Below are 17449 nucleotides of genomic sequence, written 5' to 3' on the forward strand. Positions count from 1 at the left end.
ATAAATTTATTTTAGAAGGGATTTTTTAATGACACCAAAGATAATGATAATTCTTGGAAGTGGTTCTGATATTGGCATTGCGGAAAAAAGTATGGATATCCTGGAAAAACTTGAAATTCCATACAGCTTAAAAATAGCTTCTGCACACAGAACACCGAATCTAATTCGTGAAATCGTTAAGCAAGGTACTGATGCAGGAATTGAAGTGTTTATTGGAATTGCAGGTTTGGCGGCACATTTGCCGGGTGCAATTGCAGCGTATACTCCTAGACCGGTTATTGGAGTCCCGGTTGATGTAAAAACTGGTGGAATAGATGCTTTACAATCAATTGTTCAAATGCCTTATCCCTCTCCGATAGCAACAGTTGGAATTGACAGAGGGGATAATGCTGCAATATTGGCCGCTCAATTTTTGGCAATTCACGATGAAGAAATACGTCAAAGAATAATTAGTTTAAGAAAAGAATATGCCAAAAAAGTCAAACAAAGTAACGAAGAGATAATTCAAAAAATAACAGATAAAAAATTCATTCAAAATGATTTCTTAAGAATTAAAAATCTTGAAATAAATAAGGTTGAAATAGATGAAGAGGGCATCAAAAAGTGCAAAAATAGAGATGCGGAAGTAGTTATAATTGTTGGAAGGCAAACCGATGTTGTAACTGCAAAAAATGTCGGAGTCATACTGGATAGACTTAAAATTAGCTATGACATGAAAGTTGTCTGTCCAATCAGGTCCAATAAAAAATTCACTAATTATGTTAAGTCAATGAAAAACGCAAAAATATTCATTGGAATAAGTTCCAACTCTTCACAGGTAACCGGAGGAATTGTAGGTCTTACCGACAGACCTGTGATTGGAGTTCCATGTACCAATGAAAATGGTGATGACTATATGCTCACTACAGTCAGCATGCCACCGGGAGTTCCGGTTGCTACCGTTGGAATAAACAACGGTAAAAACGCTGCAGTTCTTGCGGGAGAAATTCTTTCAATTAAAAATCCAAACACTGTAGAACTTTTAGACAAATTAAAAGATAAAAAAATCAACTTATAGGGATAGTATGAACATTAAAGATGAAAATATAATTGAAATTGCAGACGAACTTTCAACTGAATTTGAAATTTCAAAAGTGTTAAGGCAATATCCCAAAGACACTGTAATCATTAAAAATGTGAAAGGATATGACATTCCTGTAATAACTGGAATCTGCAATACAAGAGAAAAAATAGCCAAATCAATAAATTGTGAAGTATCTGAAATAACTGAAAAAATTATTGAAGCTATGGAAAAACCAATTAAAGTAGATAAATTTACTGATTTTGGTGAATATGATACATCAGATATTGATTTAGATAAAATCCCAATTTTAACTCATTATAAAAGAGATGGCGGGGCATATATTACCGCTGGCGTTGTCTTTGCACGTGACCCAGAAACCGGAATCCAAAACGCTTCAATTCATAGGATGATGGTTTTAGATAATAAAAGACTGGTCATCAGAATTGTCCCAAGAAATCTTTACACATACTTCCAAAACGCTCAAAAGGCAGGTAAAGACTTGGAAATTGCAATTGCTATTGGAATGGATCCTGCAATCTTGCTTGCAAGCACAACTTCAATACCGATTGATTATAATGAAATGGAAGTTGCTAATGCATTTAAGAATGGAGAATTAACATTGATTAAGTGTGGTGATTTGGAAGTTCCTCAAGCGGATATAATCCTGGAAGGTAAGATTTCAGTGACAGAAACCGTCCCGGAAGGTCCTTTTGTTGATTTGACTGACACTTATGACATTATCCGCGACCAGCCTATCATTAACCTTGAAAAGATGCATATTAAAAAGGACAATCCATATTATCATGCAATCGTTCCTGCTGGTTTTGAACATAAGCTATTGCAAGGTCTTCCACAGGAACCTAGAATATTCAAGGCCGTTAAAAATGCGGTTCCTACAGTTGAAAATGTTGTGTTGACTGAAGGAGGCTGTTGCTGGCTGCATTCCGTCATATCCATCAATAAGCAAACTGAAGGTGATGGGAAAAATGCAATAATGGCAGCATTGTCCGCTCACCCTTCACTTAAACACTGTACTGTAGTGGATACTGATGTCGATGTTTTTGATGCGGAAGACGTTGAATATGCAATAGCTACACGCGTTAAAGGCGACCGGGACATTATGATTGTGCCAAATGTTCGTGGATCATCACTTGACCCTGTAGCTGAAAGTGACGGAACAACCACAAAAATAGGTGTGGATGCAACCAAATCACTTAAGACATTGGAAAAATTCGAAAGAGTTAGTTTTGGCGAATAGGCTAACTCACTTATTTACTTTTTTTAAACAATAATACAAATTATATTGAACTGTTCAAATTTTGATTAATTTTAAAACATAACTTAAACATTTGAATACTAAAAAATTAATTTTTGATTATTATTTATTATTAAATTTTAAATATCTGAATTAAGTTAATCGCTTTAGTAAATTATATATGTAAATGTTCATAGACATTAAAACAACTAAAATATCATTTAGAATTAAATCTATAAATCCTTATAGAAACATGATTCAAATAAAATAAAATGGTGATTTAAATGAATATGAAAAAAATATTGGCTTTGACAATATTAGTAATAGCAGTGTTCAGCTGTATGAACGTTGCTAGTGCAGGTCTATTTGACTTTTTAGGTGGGGGTGGAGTAGCAAATGCAACTTACACTTTTGATGGATTTACTTTAGATTTACCTGAAACTGCAGTAATCACTAATAATACAACTACAGAAGAAGGTTATCAAAGAATTGACTATGAAATAGAATGGAACGATACTGAAAACGAAGATACTTTGCATTATATTGATATTTATGTAAGCAGCGGCGAACAAGTAGTATCATCAATTGATGAATACATTGACAATTGGGCAGCTGAAGGTGCAAAAACCGATGGTACCTACAATAACTGGACCATTATTAACATTGACGGTGTTCCAATATCCGCATTTGCAGAATATGAAATTAACATTACATACTCAGGATATGTATTTGCTAAACATACTGGATCTAAACTTATTGTAATAAGTGGTGACGATTTAGCTGAATTAAAAAGCATTGTTGATACATATAAAGAAGTATGAATAAAGACTTAAAGGCTGTTAATTTACATTATCAGCCATTTATCTATTTTTTTTAAATTATAATCTTTAAAAAAATTATCACTTAAATATTTCCCAAATGAACATTTTTTATTCCATGTTCAATAGCTATTTCTTTTGCCTTAAACAAAATTTCAGGATTTGTAGGAGAAATATCTCTCATTTTATAATAAGGAAATGCCCTTGAAAAATGCAATGGAACTGCAGGACCCAATTCATTTGAAACAAAATCACATAGTTCACTAATCTCCTCAATTGAATCATTATGACCATTGATAATCAAGTTTGTGATTTCCAAGTGTTTGCCTTTCATGTAAACCCTTTTTAAGTTATCCAAAACAACATCCAAATCCGCGCCGCAGACCTTTTTGTAGAAATCATTAGACATCGATTTCAGGTCTATGTTGAACGCATCGACAAACGTTAAGATTTCTTCAATTGACTGCTGGGAAAAATATCCGTTAGTGACATAGATGACTTTTAAATTATTGGCCTTCGCCAACATGGATGTTTTCTTGTTGAAAGGCAAGTGTATCGTAGGTTCATTGTAGGTCCAAGCAATTGATTGGCAATTGTAATTAATAGCATTTTTCACAATGGCTTCTGGTGTTATTTTAATGCCTCTTGAATTTTTATCATATTCATGTGATATCATATAGTTCTGGCAATGCAAACAAGTCATGTTACAGCCAAAACCACCAATCGAATATGTAAAGGTTCCGGGTAAGAAATGATTAAGCGGCTTTTTTTCAATAGGATCCGGGCTTAATGATGAAACAACTCCATAGCTTGTATCAAATAGCTCGCCGTTAATGTTTTTGTGTTGTCTGCAAATCCCGACATGACCATCAGCAATCTTGCAGTAATTTGCACAAATTTCACATCTTATTTTCTGTGTTTTGGAGCTTTTTTTGTAGAGATTGTTACTCACTAACATAATGCTCATAACCCTTATTCTTTATCTGTTCGACAAATCCGTTTTCAAGTGTAAGCTCAATAACATCAGAATCCGTTACCTCACCAATGACCCTATATTCAATGTCCAAATCATCTAATTTATCCTTTGGAATTGTAAACAATAATTCAAAATCTTCTCCAACGTGCAAAATCAAATCCAAATAGCTTAAATCTAAACTTTCACAGTATTGTTTGTATTCATCAGAAATTCCTAAAAGATTTTCATATATCATAAATCCAAAAGAATCCTTTTTTATAAGATATAGCTCACTTGCAAGTCCGTCGGTAATGTCTGTTGCTGAAGTTGCTCCCTTATTTTTTATTTCAATGCCTTCATTAATTCTGGCAATAGGCTTTAAAGCTTTTTTAACATAGACATTATCCAAGATATCTAAATTAAATCCCAGTGCCGCATGGCCAATATCTCCTGTAACGGCAACAACATCACCTATTTCATAAGTATCTTTCATTAATGGATTGTCACACAAACCTAACGCCGTTCCGGAAATTATAATCTCAGATGCTTCATTCGTATCTCCACCTATTAGAGGTATGGAATAAAGCTCACAAGCGCTTAAAACACCATCTATAATATCCTTAAAGGATTCCAATTCCAAATCCTTAGGAATTGCAATAGCCAGTAAAAATCCTAATGGTTCGGCCCCCATTGCTGCAAGGTCACTGACGTTAACAGTCACTGCCTTAAACCCCATGTCAAAATAGGACATGTTTTGCGGAAAATGCCTTGACTGAATCAGCATGTCACATGTTGAAATAAGATTTGTAGAATTCAATTGAGTAATGGCCGTATCATCTGGAGTAATTTCCTTTGAATTGGAAATAATATATTTTACTAATTCCTTTTCACCGATATCTGAGACTTTAAGAGTCATAATATTAGTATAATTTTTAAAATAAATAAGTTTTATAGAAAAAAAGTAAAAAAAATAGTTTCAGAACTATAAACTGTCTGAAACTCTGTCTTTAATGATTTCGTATAGGCGTTTATCAATACCGATAGGGTCTGTTAAGACAATTTCCCCATCAAAGTGAACTTCTTCCTCATCATGGTCATGATGGTGGTGATGATGATGTCCGTGGTCATGGTCGTGGTCATGATGGTGGTGATGATGACCGGATACTGATTCCTCATCAAAGTCGCTTTCAATGCCTAACAATTTTGGTATGTCCCTTTTTGTGTGAAGTCCGTGTGCAATGAAAACAGGCACAACAATGATTTTTTCCAAATCATTTTCGGAAGTCAATTTTTCAATTGTTTCGGGAATGCCCGGTTTTCTGATTTCCATAAATCCATACTCAACAATTGCTTCCGGAAATTCTTCAACATACATATCTTTATAAGCTTTAATTACTTCTTCACCTTCATCTAATCTGGAACCGTGAGATAAAAGCAAAATTCCGGTTTTTTTATCGCTCATTTTATCATCTTCTATTAAATTATAAGTTAAATTCTCTTAAGTTATCTTGAGAAAAAAATTTTTCAAAAAAATATATGAAAAATTCATAATTTTTCATTTGTCATATCAACTAAAATATCTATTAAAATATCATCCGCTTTAATAGGTTCAGGATAGAGTATTTCCCCATCAAAGTCAACGGGAGTTAAATCGTGAACATGGTCGTGGTCATCATGGTCATGTGAATGACTATGTTCATGCTCTTCCAAAAATCCTAAGATATGTGGAATATCATGAGTTGTATGCATTCCCGGAGCAATGAATACTGGAATGACAACCAATCTATCAATATCATTCTCATCTGCTAATTTATTAATAGATTCAGGGATGCTAGGACCACATAATTCCATAAATCCAAAACTTGAAGGTAAATCACAAGCTTTTTCAAATTTACTGTATAGTTCTGTTGCAAATTCTTTATTGTAATTCAGCCTGGAACCATGAGTTACAAGTAAAATTCCAGTTTTTGCATCATCATCTAATTTGGAATCCGCTAAAGCTTCTCCAATTCTTTTATTGATGATATCCAATAATTCATCACGAGGCCCAATGGAACCCAATAGTTCTATTTCTCCATCAAAATCGACATCACGAGCTATTGACAGATAATGTTCTTCAGGATAGTTTCCATCAGGACATCTCGGATCAACTTCCAAAGGTTCAAGACCTAATAATTGTGGAATGTCAATGTTTGTATGGATACCCGGAGCTAAAAATACTGGAAGTGCAATGATTCTTGCCAAATCATCGACTTCATCTTTCAAGATATCAACAGCTCCAGCAATAGTAGGCTCTGAAACTTTCATGTAGCCTATTTCAGTTGCAATTCCTGTTTTTTTAATGAATTTTTCTTTGATTTCTGTAAATACTTCTTCTGCGTAAGGTAGAGTACTTCCGTGACTTACTAAAATAACAGCAGTATTATTTGATAACTTTGAATTTGTATCCATATGAGATTACTCCGTCTTCTCCATCCTCTCTAATTCTCCTAAATACCATTTCTACTTCATCACCAATTTCAATTTCATCAACATCACAATCAACCAATTGTGAAGTTAATTTTGCACCTTCTTCAAGTTCAATAACAGCTACAGCATAAGGAGCTGATTTTTTAAAGTTATCAGGCGCAGATCTTATGATTGAAAAAGTGTGAATTTTACCTTTTCCTGAAAACTGGAAAGGCTCAAGATTACCTTTTCTTCTACAATTTGGACAAACTACACGAGATGGAAAAAACAATTCCCCACATGTAGTACATTTTGAACCTATAAGATTGTATCTTTGTTGTATATGACGCCATGTTCTAACAGTATCTGACATGAAAATCCTCCATATATTTTCTAATAAGTATAGTTTCTAATCAATAATATAAATAAGTATTTTTTTTATTACTTTTTTTGGCTATTTTAAAAAAAAATAATACATTAATGTGTAAAATCATGAAGTCGCACTTAAGAAATAAACTTATAAATTTATTATAAAGTTTAATATTATGAAAATCGACTCTAAAGGAAATTTAATTGTAGGTAGCGTTGCTGTTTTAGCTATAGCTTTGCTTTTAATTTCAATTTTTATAATTACAAGTATAAATTATATTGAAAATGAAAACAATCAATTAAAGTCAAACAATGAATTCAAATATATTATTGATGATTACGAAAGAAACCTGGAAGTCCTTGAAAGGCAGTCAATAGCTGAAGCAACTCAAAAGGTCTATAACGGCTTGCCAATATTTGACAGCAAAAAGCAAATTAAGAAAAACTTGGACAAACTGCTAAAAGAAAAAAATAAGGAATTTGAAAAAAAATACGGCGTTAAAATATCATCACAAACAGTTGATGTGGAAAATACAAACAGTCCCTGGAAAATATTGTTCAAAGTTAAGTTAAACGTCCAAAAAAACAACATAAGATACTCAAATATTGTTGAAAGAAACGCTTCAGTGGAAGGGCTGAAAGATCCGTTGCCATTAGCCAAGCTGACAATTGCCTCTGGAATTTTAACTTATGATGAAAAAATCCATTATAAGAATGCTATAGCGGGTTATATGGTTATCCATAACTTTAAATCCCCAGAATCTTATATCGAAGCGACAGCACCAATGTACATTATAAAATGTCCATACGACCCATATATCCATCATGGAGACCCTGGAGTGCTTGACGATTGTCTTAAAAAAGGTTATTTTCATGAAAGTGCTGATGGAAGCTGTTATTTATGCCGTTTGGAAGGCAAGGGAAAATGTCCACATTATGGTTTTGAAGTATTTATTCAAACACATACCTTTTTAAAAAATGAATCGCTTTCCTGTCCTGACCATGTTGTCTTTTCAGACCATTACAATGCAGCTAAAATAAATGAATCAGATCCAAATAGCCTGATTCTAGATGATGCTCACAGAAAAAAATACGGGTTGATATAATGGATAACAGAGGAAACATTACAATTGAAATCGGCGTAGCTTTAATAATAATTTTAATGATTTTGGGAGTGGTTCTTTCAATAAACGAAATAAACACCCAAAAAATTGTTAAAAACGCGGTAAATGAACATGATGAAACATTAATTGAGGGAATAGTTGACAATTTAATAAATAATCCTGGAAATAAAAACAATTGGGGAAGCTATGAAAAGGGAACAGGCCTTGCGATTGTAAATGAAGAGGGTCATGTGATTCCCAACAGTGTTTCATATGAAAAGTTAATGTTTTTTGAAAGCGATTATAATAAATATGTATATCGAAATTTGTTTAATTCTAAAATTAAAAGCTCGATGGAGCTGATTCCAAAGGAGAGTATTATTTCAAGTGTAAAAATAGGTAATGAAGAAGATGCAAATAATATTTATTCCGTCAACAGAATTGTAAAATGTGATTTTTATAAAAAATATGTCCTTAAAAACTTTCAAAACTCAGGAAAATGCAATCATGACCATGACCAAGATAAATATAGCTGTAACTACTTTAAAGTGTTTAAAGGAAATCTAAGAGCTTCCAATTATTACCTAATCTTTGATGAAAGCGAAAAATATAATGCCAAATATTTTATTGATGCAACATCCAGTAATAAATATAAAAATTGGAAAACTATTATTTCCGATAATGTTTTCATTAACAATGAGATAGATTTCTATGACGAAAGTAGTGCCGTGGTATTTATTCATATCGATAAAGCAAAAGCAAAGGCCTTGCTTGTATGCGTTCCAAAGACATTCGATAAAAGCAAATTAAAATATGATTATTTTAGGGCAAACGAATGCCAATTTATTTTAAGAGCGTGGTATTAAATTAAAACGCCTAAAATAATTAAGGATATGGAAATTAAAATCAGGCTTGAAATTGAATCAGTGATGCTTGTTGAAATTGGAATTACAATATTGTCAGGGTCCAAATTATGATTGTATGAAGTGATTGAAATATAATAGACTAAAAACACCATGACAGATACCAAAATTAATCCTGATAATGTACTAATTTCCATGATTTTAACAAACCCGACACCAGCAGTTTTTAAAATAACTGATGATGCTTCTGCAAGGAAACCTATTAATGGGAATATGACTATTGACAATACAAAACAAACACTGAAATTACTAACTGCATATCCTTGTGGTCTGGTAGTTGATTCAACAAGCCCTGAGTGAAGACCAGAAGATAATCTGGCACCTAAAATACTTATTAGGCTTCCGCTTTCTCCTGAAAATAGTGGAATTAAAGTAAGCAAGCTTGGGTTTGAAAGTAAGCTTTCCACTGCACTATTTAAAATTCCTCCAGCAGAACATCCTAAAAAGGAACATAAAAGTAAGACCGGTGTAGATTGCCTTAATATAGTCTTTGTTTCATCGGACAATCTATAACAGTGAATGAATGTTACAAAAACAACCAAAAGTATAATTAAAAGAGTAACATCCTTTAAAATCCAATTAACATTTAAAGCCTGCAATATGAAAATTGATAAGATAATGGCTGGCAAAGTAAATAAGTCTCCGAAAGCGGCAATTATTGGACTGGTAATATTATCCGGATCCCAACCATGTTGAAAGCTTTTAAATGAAACAAACATGGTTATCGGAAGCATGATTAAATTAGAGATAATGCCTGCTATTACACAAATTAATATGAAGTCAATTAAAGACATTGATGGATAGTGCAGGAGCAAACACATTAATTTAGCAACGATGCCTAAAAATAATGATAAAATTAATGTTAACACAAATGAAGCAAAAATATTATAATTCAATTGTTCTGACAACTCAAATTTAGCTGATATAATACCAATGTGCAAGTTAGTGGATAATCTAGATGCAAAAGAACTGAAAATATTTCCCCTCATACCGATTGCACCAGGAATAATAACCAAAAGTCCAGGGAATGTTTCAAGGAAAAATGTCATTTTTCCTAGTATAATACCTGCAATTAAGTCTCCAACAGCACAAATCAAAAGTGCAATAAGTCCTTCTTTAATAGTAGAGTTATACTCATTAAAGAAATTAGAAATAGAAGAAACTACAGATAGTGAACTTCGAATCTTCTTCTGCGGACTTCTGCCCTTCATAAATATCACTACCTATAATTATCATTTAAAACACTCTACCTAATCAATTTCTTCTTCTAGTTCATCTGGAATATCTTCAAGAGAACAAGTTCCAGCAGCCAATTTTTCCAATAAATCAGCGCCTGCTTCTGTACCTTTTAATATTAATGTATCATTAGCAAGTAATGTAGTATTTTTATCAGGCCCATAAATCCAAGATGAACCCCTTCTAATTGCAATTACTCTCATTCCTGTACGGTTGACTAAAAGCAAATCGCCTAAAGTATTGTTTGCCAAATCTGATTTTTCTTCAATGACAACCCTTACAATACTTTTATCAGATTCTTCCATAACCATCTTAAATACTGGATGTGGTTTAAAACCTGTAATCACTAAATCAGCTAAATCTTTAGCTGCATTTGCTATACTTTCAGCAGCTTCGGCAATCTCTAAAAGTGCAGTTAATTTTTCTGCATCCTCGTAAGACCTGGCTGCAACTAACGATTCTTTTTTAATTTCATAGTTCATGGAGTTGACTTCATTTTCAAGCGCAATAACTTCTTCAGCTGCGGCTTTACTATTAAATAATATAGCTGAATAGGCTAAGTCAACCATGAGCTCTGATAAATTTTTCATTTCAATTAAAAGATTTTTGATTGACAATTCAAATTCCCCTAAAGATCATTTGGATTATTTTTTAATAAGCATGCTCTTCTAAGCTTTAATAATGTTTTTTTCTTTGATTTCAAGTCATCGACTTCAGTCAAAATATTTTCTAAAGGTTCTCTTAAACATTCGACTGCCTCTTTTTCATGTAACCAGTGGCAGTCCTTACAGTTCCAGACGTTTTTACCTTTAATCCATTCCCCACCGGTTGAGGAATCACCGCATGGATAAAATGGACAATAGCAGAAGTCACAATACTGGCCATCCCAATGGCACGGATAAAATTCACACTCCCTGTTTGGCCCGTGTGCAACTTCGCCGTTTAAAAATTTTTCATAATGATTTTGTGATAACGGATGAATATCAGACCTTATAACATATCCTCTTGGAGTTATAAGATTATTATCCTGCTGGTAAGTTAAATCATTACCAACAATCAATGTACAGGACATGTTGACGATGTCTTCTGTTAAGTCTTTAACCTTTACAATTGTTTTTTTTGCTGGCTCATAGGTACTGTCAACCACACCTATTAAAGTATCTTCCCCTTTAACATCTATCACGCACTGTTTAAACCTTTTGAATGGTTCCCTACGTGTTTTGCTTAATGGATTATATATGGCTATTATCAAATTTGCTTCAAGTGCATATCTTAACTTCTTTTCTATCTCGGACAAAGGAGTTAAAATATTGCTTAAACTAATAGCTGCAAAATCATTTAAAGGGGCTCCAAGTATATCTGAAGCATAATTTACAGCAGAAACACCCGGATAAACATTAATTTCTACATCTTCATATTTACTGACAATTTGATACAATACATTTGCCATTCCAAAGACACCAGGATCTCCGGAACTGATTAATGAAACTGTCTGACCTTCAAGACTTTTTTGAATAGCCATTTCAGCTCTATAAATTTCATCGCCCATTCCTTTTTTAATGATTTCCTTATCTGAAATTAAATCTTCAATTTGGTTGATGTATTTTTTATAACCAATAATAACATCTGACTCTTCAATTGCCTTTATGGCCCCTAAAGTCATGTTTTCTCTTTTTTGGCCAATTCCAATAACATTAATCATAATATCACTAATACAATTTTAAAACTGAATTTATTTTTAAAGTATTTGCATCAACATACAGTAAATGATTTTTGTAAGTAGCATTTCCTTTTGCAATAACTTTATAGGAAGGAGTTTGACTAATAACGATTTGTCCTGAAGTAGAATTAGGTGATTCATAACCTAAAGCTTCAATATTTACTGTAAAATTATCATTGCCCGGGTCTTCATAAGTTGTAATATTCATTGAGTCAATATTTATACCGTCAACCTCGGACAGTTCCTCCATCTTCGAAGCCACCTCTTTCTTGTTAGAGATATTGAGAGGAGTTGGATCTTTGACTAAAACATCATTAACCGTTTCTGGGCTGAAAAGCTCAGTGATTTTTGATATCTGCATGTCCACCAACCCATGGAAATTAGGAACCTCAGAAGTTACAATGGTATATGAACTAACAAGACCCACTTCAAAAAATACCAAAAATAATACAATAACTAAAACAATTCTAAGTATTTTATTCGCCATTTTTATCACAGTCATTTAAACTTATTAATTTAATAAGTACATTATAATAATGTAAATTCTATTTTTAATATATAATAAATATAACCCATAGACAAAAAAATTGAAAAATAAAATTCTCAAAGTTTATTAATATAGAAAATAAAAATTTTAATTGATATGTCAACAAATAAAATTCTATTAAAATTTGCAAAAAAGGGAATCAACCTATCACCTGAAGCTTTTAACAAAGTTATTAATGCAGATAATCCCATAGACTTTGCATCTTCATTGATAGTTAAATTAAAAAGCGATAAATTTTCATCAAAAGATTTGATCTCTGTAAGCGGTGAAATTATCGATGAACTGAGTGGTAATGTTGAAAAAAGCGAAAACAAAAACCAAAAAACATTAACTGATGAGAATAAACCACAGTTGGAAGAAAAAAAGGCTGAAAGTAAAACACCACAAATGGAAAACAATGAAAAGCCTGTTTCTATTGAAACTCTTAAAAAAGACACTGACAATAAAGAAAAACATGTTAATGAAGCTATTTTAGAAGCTTCAGAAACCGTCAAGGATGAAAAAATTCAATTTAAGAGAAACCTGGAAAAAACAAATGTTGAATATGACTTTAAAATAATTCAGGACACCAGTAAAAAATCCTACACCAGTGGAGAGCTTGAAAATCTGATTTCATACTTCAAAAGCAGATACGAAAAATTATACAACATCTTATCAAAAAGACCTGAGCTTAGAAATCCAATAAAAGTAGCCGATATTGACGATTCTCAGGAAAGCCTAAGCATGATATTGATGGTAAGGGAAATCAGATCCAGTAAAAATGGTCATAAAATCGTTGAATTTGAGGATGATACTGGAAACATTTCGGTTCTGTTTTCACAAAACAACGAAGAATTGTTTGCTGAAGCTGAAAAATTAGTAAGGGATGAAGTTGTTGGGATTATAGCAAATAAAAGCTCAGACAGCGGATTTGCCTTCGGTCAGCAAATCATCAATCCTGGTGTTTTACAGGTTCCGGAAAAGGAAATGGATTTTGGAATTGTATTTTTATCAGATGTTCACATTGGAAGTTTAACCTTCTTGGAAGATGCATTTAAAAGATTTATAGACTGGATAAATTGTGATTACGGCAGTGAAGAACAAAGAAAAGTTGCAGAAGACGTTAAATATCTTATAATCGGTGGAGATATCGTAGATGGAATTGGTGTTTATCCAAATCAAGATAAAGAACTTGCAATTAAAGACATTACCCAACAGTATAATGAAGCTGCCAACTTTTTAGGAAATATCAGAAGCGACATTAAAATCATTATCGCTCCTGGAAACCACGACGCTTCAAGGGTTGCAGAACCACAGCCTGCAGTGCCTGAAGAATATGCAAAGGCCTTATATGAGTTGGATAATGTTGAATTCATCTCAAATCCTGGTGTAGTGTCTCTAGATGGAATCAATGTTTTAATTTATCATGGACGTAGTTTTGATGACCTAGTAATGGCTGTGAAAGAATTTACACATGAAAGAAACGATTTATTGATGGAAGAATTGCTTAAAAAAAGGCATTTAGCACCAATTTATGGAGAAAGAACACCTCTTGCATCAGAACTTGAGGATTATTTGGTAATTGATGAAATTCCAGATGTTTTCCATACCGGACATGTACACATCAACACATACAGAAGGTTTAAAGGAATACATTTAATTAACTCAGGTACTTTTCAGACCCAAACAGAGTTTCAAAAAATTTATAATATTGAACCAACTCCTGCTGAAGTTCCTGTACTTCATAAAGGGAAATATAAGCATTTCAAATTCATATAATGAGGTTATTTAATGAAAAAAAACATTGCTGAAATTATTAATATATCAAATGAAATTTATGACAAAGGATTGGTTTCCGGTAAATCCGGGAATATAAGTGCTAGATTTAAAGGAGAAAATGGAGATCTAATAGCTATAACTCCCACTTTAAAATCCCTATCACAATTGAATGAAAAAGACATTGTCCTAGTAGATTTAGATGGAAATATTCTAACAAAAGGAAAGCCATCTTCGGAAGTCAACATGCACTTGGAAATCTATAAAAAAAGACCCGACGTTTACGGAATCGTCCACACACATTCCCCATATGCAACAGGTTTTGCTCACTCTTCTAAAAGAATTAAAAGGCATGAAGGGTTTGGAGAAATTAAAACACCATTTATTGCTGAAATCGAATATGAAAAACCCGGCAGTAATGAATTGGCCATAAACGCAAGTGAAGGCCTATGTAATGAAGACGTTTTAATCCTTAAAAAACATGGTGTAATATGTGTGGGTAAAAATTTAAAAGAAGCTGAATTACTCGCAGTTTTTGTTGAAGAAACTGCAAAAACTCAATTTGTAACATATATGTTAAATTCAGTTGAAGATATTATTTAATCTTCATCTGAAATAACATTATTTCTTTTTTTCATTCCTTCTTCAATCATTTTAATGATTAAACCAGACAATGAAGTGTCTTCATCAATTGCCATTTTCTTTAATTCTTTTTTTAAATCTACAGGTAGATTTATAGTTGTTTTACTAATATCTGACATATATAATAATTCAATTTAATTTAATATAAATTTTACTATAGATTTAAACAATTTAATTATTTAATCTGATGATAATAATAAAAACCAGAAAACTTTATAAAGATACCAAAAAATATTTAAGTATTCAACAGAATATATACTATTTAATACATTTACTTTTTTTACTAATAATTTTGGAGGGGAAATTTATGAGCGAACAAACTATCAAGGAAGTATCAGAAATTCTTGTATTTATTTCAGAAAATAATTCAGTTCCTCGTAATATTAGAGAAGCTGCTAGTGAGTCAAATGAAATATTAAACGATGAGGAACAAGATCAATCTGTAAAAATAAGTACTGTTTTAGGAAAATTAGATGACATAAGTAACGATCCTAATATTCCTGTTCAAGCAAGGACTTTAATTTGGGAAGTTTTATCTAAATTAGAATCAATCTAATTTCTTTTTTTTATTATTTTCATTTTGAAATAGCTACTGCTATCGTAACACCATTATAAGAAGTTTTTTTATAAATTAATTTTGAATCAAATCCTGCCATAATCAGTGCTGATGGTTCGCAAACGCCATAAATGCCAAATTTTGACTTTACAAATTCAGACTTCTGAATATCATTAGATTCAAATAATTTCAATTTTTCCAATTCAACAAAATTAATAGGAATATCTAATTTATCAGAAAGTTCCAACATTCCATTTTCATCTTTTTTAATTTCAGCTGAGGCTAATTGATTAATCCGTGACATGTCCATATTCAATTCATTTATTGAACTTTTTAAGGCATTATATATATTAATGCACTCTTTTCCACGTTTACAACCCATTCCAACAACTATTTTGCGTTCTTTTAATATTAATTCATGGTCTTCCAAGCGGGCTATTATTTCATCAGTATTCACTTTTGAAGAATAACTGACGGAAATATCAATCTCAAGTTCGTTGTCGCTTAAATATTTGAATAGGTAATCGAAATTTTTATTTGGATTTACCGTCAATGCGATTTCCTTTCCATCCAGAATGCTTTTATTGAAAAATAAAATCTCATTTGTATTTTCTATAGATAAAAAAAGATCTTTTGCCAAAACATCGATTCCTAACTTTTTGTTCACATCTGTTGATGTGGTTATAACAGGTGTTGCATCAATTAAACCAGCAACTTTTTGAGTCAGCCTATTTGCTCCCCCCAAATGGCCGGACAACATTGATATAACAAAATTGCCATTATCATCAATATTCAAAACAGCAGGATCGGTTGCCTTAGACTCGATCAATGGTGCAATTGATCTGATTAATATTCCAGATGCCATTATTGCAATTATTGCATCATATTCATAAAATAAAATCGGAAAATATTTTTTTACATTTTTATGATATGAATCTGTTTTTATTACTGTTGAATCTAAATCTAATTTTTCCTTTAAAGATAAAGATAGTTCATATCCTTTTTTTGAAACAGAAATAATAGCTATTTTCATAATATCACTTTAACTGAAATTAATAATAATATAACTGTTATAGTAAATAATATAATTGTCCATTTTGATAATCTTACTGCTTTTTCAATGTCTTCGATTTCAATATCCTTGTTTTCATCACCCAAAATGTAGGTGTCCTTTTTTACCAGTTGAATATTGAGCGCTCCTGCAGCTGATGCCATTGTATAACCTGAATTTGGACTTGGACATTTCCTTGCATCTCTTCTCATTATATAAAAACTGTTTTTTCCATCTAATTTGAGCAAGTATGCAGATATTACAACATATAATCCGGCAATTCTTGATGGAATATAATTCAGCACATCATCCATTTTTGCAGGTAAAAACCCAATGTGAATTAATTCATCATTTTTATAGCCGACCATAGCATCAAGTGTATTGAACATTCTGTATATCATCGCAATCAGCAGCAAAAAATACAGCTGATAATCAAATGGGTAAAATAATATCACTATCGCAAAAAGGAAATAATAAAAAATTGGTGCAATATAGGAATCAGTGATGTTTTCAGTCAGGCTTTCTATTGTAGCTGAAACGATGAAACCTTCTGTTAGTTCTTCTGTGCTTCTGCTTACCAAATATGAAACTGATTGACGCGCTTTATCTAAACTTTCTTTCAAATCATTTTCAACACTAATTGCCGTATCTAAAAGCATCTTAATAGAAAACGAAGATGATAACAATATTGTGAATATAATAAACAATAAAACAATATTGAAATTAGAAATATAAAATATTTTAAACAAAATCAGACTTACACAAACTGTTGTGCATAAAACCAGAAGAAAACCGGACCATCTATTTCTAATGCCAATAAACATTTTTTTAAAGAAACTTATTATTGATCCGATTATTACAACAGGATGGATTTTCCCTGGAAGCTCCCCAAAAATAACATCTATTGCAATTGAAAATAACAATGCAAATATAATAAAATTAAACAAATTTATATCTCCTGTCTGTGTGAAAATAAATTCGTTAATAATGTTATTATATTCAATCATA

Annotated in this window: 20 protein-coding genes; 8 read left to right on the top strand and 12 right to left on the bottom strand. The window is 32.0% G+C overall.

Annotated features, from left to right (window positions below; all coding sequences use genetic code 11):
* Positions 1–28 precede the first annotated feature (28 nt).
* The 3 genes from purE to IJI93_RS09865 all read left to right on the top strand — a co-directional run bounded on the left by purE (position 29) and on the right by IJI93_RS09865 (position 3139).
* Positions 29–1057, top strand: a complete 1029-nt coding sequence (purE, locus tag IJI93_RS09855; RefSeq protein WP_292822596.1) for a 5-(carboxyamino)imidazole ribonucleotide mutase — start codon at positions 29–31, stop codon at positions 1055–1057.
* Between the two features lie 7 nt (positions 1058–1064).
* A complete protein-coding gene (locus tag IJI93_RS09860) occupies positions 1065–2321 on the top strand; it encodes a UbiD family decarboxylase (RefSeq protein ID WP_292822598.1) in 1257 nt (418 codons plus the stop codon).
* Between the two features lie 281 nt (positions 2322–2602).
* On the top strand, positions 2603–3139 hold the full coding sequence (locus IJI93_RS09865) for a hypothetical protein (protein WP_292822600.1): 537 nt from the start codon (positions 2603–2605) through the stop codon (positions 3137–3139).
* A gap of 82 nt (positions 3140–3221) precedes the next feature.
* Here IJI93_RS09865 and amrS read toward each other — a convergent pair whose 3' ends face one another.
* From amrS to IJI93_RS09890, 5 genes are all read right to left on the bottom strand, one after another.
* Positions 3222–4094: an AmmeMemoRadiSam system radical SAM enzyme gene (gene amrS, locus IJI93_RS09870; RefSeq protein WP_366513297.1), complete on the bottom strand. Its 873-nt coding sequence runs from the start codon at positions 4092–4094 to the stop codon at positions 3222–3224.
* Positions 4081–5007 (bottom strand): thiamine-phosphate kinase, encoded by a 927-nt coding sequence (thiL, locus tag IJI93_RS09875; RefSeq protein WP_292822604.1) that lies wholly within the window; start codon positions 5005–5007, stop codon positions 4081–4083. Before thiL ends, amrS begins: the two co-directional genes overlap by 14 nt.
* A 66-nt stretch (positions 5008–5073) precedes the next feature.
* Positions 5074–5553 carry a sirohydrochlorin nickelochelatase gene (cfbA, locus tag IJI93_RS09880; protein ID WP_292822606.1) on the bottom strand — a complete coding sequence of 160 codons (480 nt, stop codon included), beginning with the start codon at positions 5551–5553 and terminating at the stop codon, positions 5074–5076.
* Between the two features lie 83 nt (positions 5554–5636).
* On the bottom strand, positions 5637–6542 hold the full coding sequence (gene cfbA, locus IJI93_RS09885; RefSeq protein ID WP_292822608.1) for a sirohydrochlorin nickelochelatase: 906 nt from the start codon (positions 6540–6542) through the stop codon (positions 5637–5639).
* Complete coding sequence (locus tag IJI93_RS09890) at positions 6514–6912, bottom strand: Zn-ribbon domain-containing OB-fold protein (RefSeq protein WP_292822610.1); 399 nt, start codon at positions 6910–6912, stop codon at positions 6514–6516. The genes cfbA (IJI93_RS09885) and IJI93_RS09890 overlap by 29 nt, the downstream gene beginning before the upstream one ends.
* Before the next feature lie 172 nt (positions 6913–7084).
* Here IJI93_RS09890 and IJI93_RS09895 point away from each other — a divergent pair, with 172 nt between their 5' ends.
* Together IJI93_RS09895 and IJI93_RS09900 are read left to right on the top strand one after the other, a co-directional pair.
* Positions 7085–8014 (top strand): hypothetical protein, encoded by a 930-nt coding sequence (locus tag IJI93_RS09895; RefSeq protein ID WP_292822612.1) that lies wholly within the window; start codon positions 7085–7087, stop codon positions 8012–8014.
* On the top strand, positions 8014–8877 hold the full coding sequence (locus IJI93_RS09900; RefSeq protein WP_292822614.1) for a hypothetical protein: 864 nt from the start codon (positions 8014–8016) through the stop codon (positions 8875–8877). The genes IJI93_RS09895 and IJI93_RS09900 overlap by 1 nt, the downstream gene beginning before the upstream one ends.
* Here the strand turns inward: IJI93_RS09900 and IJI93_RS09905 are convergent.
* The 4 genes from IJI93_RS09905 to IJI93_RS09920 are packed head-to-tail and all read right to left on the bottom strand — an operon-like array spanning position 8874 to position 12377.
* Positions 8874–10145, bottom strand: a complete 1272-nt coding sequence (locus IJI93_RS09905; RefSeq protein ID WP_292822616.1) for a magnesium transporter — start codon at positions 10143–10145, stop codon at positions 8874–8876. The genes IJI93_RS09900 and IJI93_RS09905 overlap by 4 nt on opposite strands.
* A 39-nt stretch (positions 10146–10184) precedes the next feature.
* Positions 10185–10787, bottom strand: coding sequence for a potassium channel family protein (locus IJI93_RS09910; RefSeq protein WP_292822618.1), 603 nt, complete (start codon positions 10785–10787; stop codon positions 10185–10187).
* Positions 10788–10798: 11 nt separating this feature from the next.
* A complete protein-coding gene (cobJ, locus tag IJI93_RS09915) occupies positions 10799–11872 on the bottom strand; it encodes a precorrin-3B C(17)-methyltransferase (RefSeq protein WP_292822620.1) in 1074 nt (357 codons plus the stop codon).
* A 7-nt stretch (positions 11873–11879) separates the two neighbouring features.
* A complete protein-coding gene (locus tag IJI93_RS09920) occupies positions 11880–12377 on the bottom strand; it encodes a hypothetical protein (protein WP_292822622.1) in 498 nt (165 codons plus the stop codon).
* Between the two features lie 156 nt (positions 12378–12533).
* On the opposite strand from IJI93_RS09920, the gene IJI93_RS09925 reads away from it, so the two are divergent.
* Positions 12534–14195, top strand: a complete 1662-nt coding sequence (locus IJI93_RS09925; RefSeq protein ID WP_292822624.1) for a DNA-directed DNA polymerase II small subunit — start codon at positions 12534–12536, stop codon at positions 14193–14195.
* A 12-nt stretch (positions 14196–14207) separates the two neighbouring features.
* Complete coding sequence (locus tag IJI93_RS09930) at positions 14208–14795, top strand: class II aldolase/adducin family protein (protein ID WP_292822626.1); 588 nt, start codon at positions 14208–14210, stop codon at positions 14793–14795.
* Here IJI93_RS09930 and IJI93_RS09935 read toward each other — a convergent pair.
* A complete protein-coding gene (locus tag IJI93_RS09935; RefSeq protein WP_292822628.1) occupies positions 14792–14953 on the bottom strand; it encodes a Met repressor in 162 nt (53 codons plus the stop codon). The genes IJI93_RS09930 and IJI93_RS09935 overlap by 4 nt on opposite strands.
* Before the next feature lie 188 nt (positions 14954–15141).
* Here IJI93_RS09935 and IJI93_RS09940 point away from each other — a divergent pair, with 188 nt between their 5' ends.
* A complete protein-coding gene (locus IJI93_RS09940; protein ID WP_292822630.1) occupies positions 15142–15390 on the top strand; it encodes a UPF0147 family protein in 249 nt (82 codons plus the stop codon).
* 19 nt (positions 15391–15409) lie between these two features.
* Here IJI93_RS09940 and IJI93_RS09945 read toward each other — a convergent pair whose 3' ends face one another.
* On the bottom strand, positions 15410–16423 hold the full coding sequence (locus IJI93_RS09945; RefSeq protein ID WP_292822632.1) for a cobalt-precorrin 5A hydrolase: 1014 nt from the start codon (positions 16421–16423) through the stop codon (positions 15410–15412).
* The gene (locus tag IJI93_RS09950) at positions 16420–17448 is read right to left on the bottom strand and encodes a cobalamin biosynthesis protein (protein WP_292822634.1); all 1029 of its coding nucleotides are present in this window, start codon (positions 17446–17448) and stop codon (positions 16420–16422) included. The genes IJI93_RS09945 and IJI93_RS09950 overlap by 4 nt, the downstream gene beginning before the upstream one ends.
* Position 17449: the final 1 nt, after the last annotated feature.

The sequence above is a fragment of the Methanobrevibacter sp. genome (assembly GCF_017431965.1).
GTDB lineage: Archaea > Methanobacteriota > Methanobacteria > Methanobacteriales > Methanobacteriaceae > Methanocatella.

What these genes read in the sequence shown, in the direction of transcription:
- purE (WP_292822596.1), top strand. Translation starts at nt 29, where the DNA reads ATGACACCAAAGATAATGATAATTCTTGGAAGTGGTTCTGATATTGGC.
- IJI93_RS09860 (WP_292822598.1), top strand. Translation starts at nt 1,065, where the DNA reads ATGAACATTAAAGATGAAAATATAATTGAAATTGCAGACGAACTTTCA.
- IJI93_RS09865 (WP_292822600.1), top strand. Translation starts at nt 2,603, where the DNA reads ATGAATATGAAAAAAATATTGGCTTTGACAATATTAGTAATAGCAGTG.
- amrS (WP_366513297.1), bottom strand. Translation starts at nt 4,094, where the DNA reads ATGTTAGTGAGTAACAATCTCTACAAAAAAAGCTCCAAAACACAGAAA.
- thiL (WP_292822604.1), bottom strand. Translation starts at nt 5,007, where the DNA reads ATGACTCTTAAAGTCTCAGATATCGGTGAAAAGGAATTAGTAAAATAT.
- cfbA (WP_292822606.1), bottom strand. Translation starts at nt 5,553, where the DNA reads ATGAGCGATAAAAAAACCGGAATTTTGCTTTTATCTCACGGTTCCAGA.
- cfbA (WP_292822608.1), bottom strand. Translation starts at nt 6,542, where the DNA reads ATGGATACAAATTCAAAGTTATCAAATAATACTGCTGTTATTTTAGTA.
- IJI93_RS09890 (WP_292822610.1), bottom strand. Translation starts at nt 6,912, where the DNA reads ATGTCAGATACTGTTAGAACATGGCGTCATATACAACAAAGATACAAT.
- IJI93_RS09895 (WP_292822612.1), top strand. Translation starts at nt 7,085, where the DNA reads ATGAAAATCGACTCTAAAGGAAATTTAATTGTAGGTAGCGTTGCTGTT.
- IJI93_RS09900 (WP_292822614.1), top strand. Translation starts at nt 8,014, where the DNA reads ATGGATAACAGAGGAAACATTACAATTGAAATCGGCGTAGCTTTAATA.
- IJI93_RS09905 (WP_292822616.1), bottom strand. Translation starts at nt 10,145, where the DNA reads ATGAAGGGCAGAAGTCCGCAGAAGAAGATTCGAAGTTCACTATCTGTA.
- cobJ (WP_292822620.1), bottom strand. Translation starts at nt 11,872, where the DNA reads ATGATTAATGTTATTGGAATTGGCCAAAAAAGAGAAAACATGACTTTA.
- IJI93_RS09920 (WP_292822622.1), bottom strand. Translation starts at nt 12,377, where the DNA reads ATGGCGAATAAAATACTTAGAATTGTTTTAGTTATTGTATTATTTTTG.
- IJI93_RS09925 (WP_292822624.1), top strand. Translation starts at nt 12,534, where the DNA reads ATGTCAACAAATAAAATTCTATTAAAATTTGCAAAAAAGGGAATCAAC.
- IJI93_RS09930 (WP_292822626.1), top strand. Translation starts at nt 14,208, where the DNA reads ATGAAAAAAAACATTGCTGAAATTATTAATATATCAAATGAAATTTAT.
- IJI93_RS09935 (WP_292822628.1), bottom strand. Translation starts at nt 14,953, where the DNA reads ATGTCAGATATTAGTAAAACAACTATAAATCTACCTGTAGATTTAAAA.
- IJI93_RS09940 (WP_292822630.1), top strand. Translation starts at nt 15,142, where the DNA reads ATGAGCGAACAAACTATCAAGGAAGTATCAGAAATTCTTGTATTTATT.
- IJI93_RS09945 (WP_292822632.1), bottom strand. Translation starts at nt 16,423, where the DNA reads ATGAAAATAGCTATTATTTCTGTTTCAAAAAAAGGATATGAACTATCT.
- IJI93_RS09950 (WP_292822634.1), bottom strand. Translation starts at nt 17,448, where the DNA reads ATGATTGAATATAATAACATTATTAACGAATTTATTTTCACACAGACA.